This is a genomic window from Microcystis sp. M49636_WE2 (genome assembly GCF_030065375.1).
Classification (GTDB): domain Bacteria; phylum Cyanobacteriota; class Cyanobacteriia; order Cyanobacteriales; family Microcystaceae; genus Microcystis; species Microcystis aeruginosa_C.
Window position 1 is genome coordinate 1 of sequence record NZ_JASJFG010000138.1, and the last position, 3,956, is coordinate 3,956.

General features: G+C 41.1%; 5 protein-coding genes. 1 reads left to right on the plus strand and 4 read right to left on the minus strand.

The window, feature by feature from the left end; translation table 11 throughout:
- Positions 1-4: 4 nt before the first annotated feature.
- Together PX484_RS03260 and PX484_RS03265 are read right to left on the minus strand one after the other, a co-directional pair.
- A complete protein-coding gene (locus tag PX484_RS03260; RefSeq protein WP_004268834.1) occupies positions 5-400 on the minus strand; it encodes an NINE protein in 396 nt (131 codons plus the stop codon).
- Positions 401-476: 76 nt separating this feature from the next.
- Positions 477-1,676: an RNA-guided endonuclease InsQ/TnpB family protein gene (locus PX484_RS03265; protein ID WP_287764922.1), complete on the minus strand. Its 1,200-nt coding sequence runs from the start codon at positions 1,674-1,676 to the stop codon at positions 477-479.
- A 142-nt stretch (positions 1,677-1,818) separates the two neighbouring features.
- Here PX484_RS03265 and asnS point away from each other — a divergent pair, with 142 nt between their 5' ends.
- On the plus strand, positions 1,819-3,183 hold the full coding sequence (asnS, locus tag PX484_RS03270) for an asparagine--tRNA ligase (RefSeq protein WP_287659571.1): 1,365 nt from the start codon (positions 1,819-1,821) through the stop codon (positions 3,181-3,183).
- A 162-nt stretch (positions 3,184-3,345) separates the two neighbouring features.
- Here asnS and PX484_RS03275 read toward each other — a convergent pair whose 3' ends face one another.
- Together PX484_RS03275 and PX484_RS03280 are read right to left on the minus strand one after the other, a co-directional pair.
- Positions 3,346-3,669: a Txe/YoeB family addiction module toxin gene (locus PX484_RS03275; RefSeq protein ID WP_002771556.1), complete on the minus strand. Its 324-nt coding sequence runs from the start codon at positions 3,667-3,669 to the stop codon at positions 3,346-3,348.
- Positions 3,659-3,943 (minus strand): type II toxin-antitoxin system Phd/YefM family antitoxin, encoded by a 285-nt coding sequence (locus PX484_RS03280; RefSeq protein WP_002737712.1) that lies wholly within the window; start codon positions 3,941-3,943, stop codon positions 3,659-3,661. Before PX484_RS03280 ends, PX484_RS03275 begins: the two co-directional genes overlap by 11 nt.
- Between the last annotated feature and the right edge of the window lie 13 nt (positions 3,944-3,956).

Genomic DNA, 3,956 nt, shown 5'->3' on the forward strand with positions numbered 1-3,956 from the left:
GTCATTATAGTAGTTGTCGCCGTTTTTCTTCAAATTCGTACTCAGAAATTAATCCTTCTTGCCGGAGGCGCTCTAATTCCCTTAAAGCTGCCCCGATCGCCTCTACTTGTTTAGGCTCTAAACTGGGGACAGTGGCAGCAGTGGTGGCAGTGGGAAAATAGTTAGCGAAAAATTGGTTATCTTGGATTAAATACCACACCGCATCGATCGCGCAAGCCACCCGGGGAATCGGAGTTTGCCAAAGGAGAAGATAAATAATTCCCCAGAGAGGTTGACCGAGATAGAATTTATGAATACCGGCGATAGGAAAGGGTAAAGCGAGAATGCTGCCGATAAAAGCCAGAAAAATCGCTAATTTACGGCTTTTGGGCTTACTTAATAATTTTTCCACCAGAAGCATGAGACCTGTTCGAGATTGATTTTAGCCTGATCTGAACCTTCTATCGTGAACTACTCTCAAGGTCTTTGAGAGCTTCCTATTTCACGGGGGATTGCCTCAAGACGGACTTACGCCCAGCTTTTGGTCTTATATCCCCTCTATAGGCAGTATCGCTAGTTCCTAACGACAATATCCGTAAGGCTTCATCTCTGATATTTATCGCCGCATTTATGTCCCGGTCATGGATTGTTTTGCAATGTTCACAAGTCCATATTCTAACATCAAGCGGCAAACTACCCACTTGATTCAGACAGACATGACAAGTCTTAGAACTAGGGAAAAACCTATCAACTTCAATATAGGTTTTTCCCTCCCATTCTGCCTTGTATTTAAGCATTGTACAAAACATTCCCCAACTACAATCACTAATAGCCTTAGCTAAATTATGATTGCGTACCATGCCTTTGACATTGAGATTTTCTACCGCAATAACTTGGTTTTCGTTAACTATCTTACGGGATAGCTTGTGGAGAAAATCCTCACGACATCTTGAGATTTTAGAGTGAACTTTAGCTACTTTACCTCTAGCTTTTTGACGGTTGTTACTGCCTTTCTTTTTACGCGATAACTTTTGTTGTTTCCTTTTTAGATTACGTTGATGTTTGGCTAAATGTCTAGGATTATCATATTTACTACCATTACTGGTAATACAAAAATGAGTTAATCCTAAATCAATTCCTATGGCTTTTCCATCTATCCCCCCGCCTTCGTCACCCCCCTGCTCCCCTTGATCAGGGGGAGATTGCCCGTCATCAACTAAAATAGAAGCGTAGTATTTACCGTCTGGGTTTTTTGAGATAGTAACGGTTTTAATTGTTCCTGCAAATTCCCGATGACGAACACAATAAACTAATCCAACTTTACCCGGTAATTTGAGGTAGTCACCTTCAAATTTGACATTAGCTGGATAGCTAATTGATTGTTTACCATGTTTAGATTTGAATCTTGGTAATCTCGCCCGTTTCTCAAAGAAATTTTGATAAGCTTGGGATAAGTTCAAAGCGACAACCTGTAAGCACTGGGAATAAGCATCTGTCAACCACTCATATTCTTTTTTGAGACTAGGCAATAGTCCCTGAATATAGTTTCGTGTCAGTCCTTTTCCTGTGGTTTTATAGGTTTCTTGGCATAAATTCAGGGAATAATTCCAAAACCAACGACAACAGCCAAAGCTTTTTGCTAAGGCTATTTCTTGCTCGGTATTAGGCTTAAGTCTGAATTTGTACGCTTTGTACATAAGAGTTATCAAGAAACCATAACTATGATAACATGGTTTTCGAGAATTGTCTGTATACAAAGTCAGCAGAAGTCCATAAAAGCGAGGGACTTTTGCTGACATTCAGTTAAAATACTCTTTGGTTCTAACATAGGGATAAGCGATGACTACCAGAATCAAGGAAATCTTTCAAACAGGACAACCCGATCAATCCGTCACCGTGCAGGGTTGGGTGAGAACAAAACGAGAATTAAAAGAATTTACTTTCCTGGAAGTTAATGATGGCTCATCCCTGGCCAACTTACAAGTTATCCTCGAACCGACTTTACCCGATTATGAAAATGTACTAAAAGCAATTAGTACAGGAGCGGCGATCGCTGTTTCGGGAAATTTGGTTCCTTCCCCGGGTAAAGGGCAAAATATCGAGTTAAAAGCGGCCGAAATCACCCTTTATGGTGACTGTCCTGCGGATTATCCCCTACAAAAAAAACGTCATTCCTTTGAATTTCTGAGAACCATTGCCCATCTGCGAGCAAGAACCAACACCCTAGGAGCAGTAATGCGGGTTAGAAACGCTTGCGCTACCGCTATCCACACTTTTTTCCAAGAAAAGGGCTTTATTTGGGTACATACTCCCATTATTACCGCTAACGACTGCGAAGGTGCGGGAGAATTATTTACTGTCACCAGTTTAGATTTAAAAAAACCAGCCAATTTTGCCGAGGATTTCTTTGGTAAACGGGCCTATTTAACCGTCAGTGGACAATTACAAGCGGAAGTAATGGCCATGGCTTTATCTAATGTTTACACTTTTGGCCCGACTTTTCGCGCCGAAAATTCTAATACTTCCCGTCATCTGGCCGAGTTTTGGATGGTGGAACCGGAAATGGCTTTTTGTGATCTGGAAGGGGATCAGGATTTAGCAGAAGCTTTTCTGAAATATATCTTTAAATTCGTCTTAGAAAATTGTCCCGAAGATTTGCAGTTTTTTAACGAACGTATCGATAAAACGGTGTTAAGTACGGCCGAGAATATCGTTAATAGCGAGTTTGGCCGGATTACCTACAGCGAAGCGATCGAGTTATTAGAAAAAGCCGATCGTCAGTTCGAGTTTCCAGTAGAATGGGGCGTAGATTTACAGTCAGAACACGAACGTTATCTAGCGGAGGAACTATTTAAAAAACCCGTGATTGTCACTAATTATCCCAAGACAATCAAAGCTTTTTATATGCGTCTAGATGACAATAATAAAACCGTTTCTGCTATGGATATTTTAGCACCCAAGATCGGCGAAATTATCGGCGGTTCCCAACGGGAAGAGCGATTAGATGTATTAATCCAAAGAATGCAGGAACAGGGAATGAATCCCGATGATTTGTGGTGGTATTTAGATCTGCGTCGCTACGGTTCCGTTCCCCACGCCGGTTTTGGTTTAGGATTCGAGCGTCTGGTACAATTCATGACGGGAATGACCAATATTCGCGATGTGATTCCTTTCCCCCGTACCCCTTTAAGTGCCGACTTTTAGAATGATGTCTAGGATCGACAGGAGAAAGGAGGAATGTAGATATTTATTAAATTGTAGCTTAGGCTACAGACTTGGAGTAGAAAATGTTTGTTGTTTCACTGTCCCCCTCTACGTTCTTTGTCCCCTTTCTCCTGTAACAGTTCTTAATGGGTTTGTCTGAGTTTAGCCTGATTGATAATGATAGCGAGCTTGTAAAAAATAAACCTTATTTCCTGTGACTTTATAAACCAAACGATGCTCTAAATCGATCCGTCGTGACCAAGTGTCGGCAGCAATATACTTAAGAGGTTCGGGTTTACCCAATCCTGTAAACGGATCGCCATCCAAAATATCTGCTACTAAGTCTAAAATTTTATCGCCTTTTTTCGGTTCGTTCCGATACCACCAAGCTAAATCTGCTTTGAAATCAGGACTAAAAACGGGCAAATAACCATGAATAGGATTGTTTTTAGGTTTATCTGGCTTATTTTCTCTTTTAGGACTCAATTCCTAGCTCCCCTTTCAATTCAGCTAATGTTTGAGGAGTTGCATCTTCTGTCTGGGTCCATGCTAAAGAGCGAAATAAGCGTTGGGCATTTTCTGGCGATCGCAGTAAATAAACACACTCTAATAAACTGGAAAGCTCATCTTCAGCAATTAAGGCCACATTTTTCTGATTGCGACGCTTAATGACGATAATTTGAGATTCGTCACACACCTGATCTAAGAGACTCGCTAAATTCATTCTCGCCTGAGAGTAGGTGGTTTCTTTGCTTAACATGATTTTTAGGGGA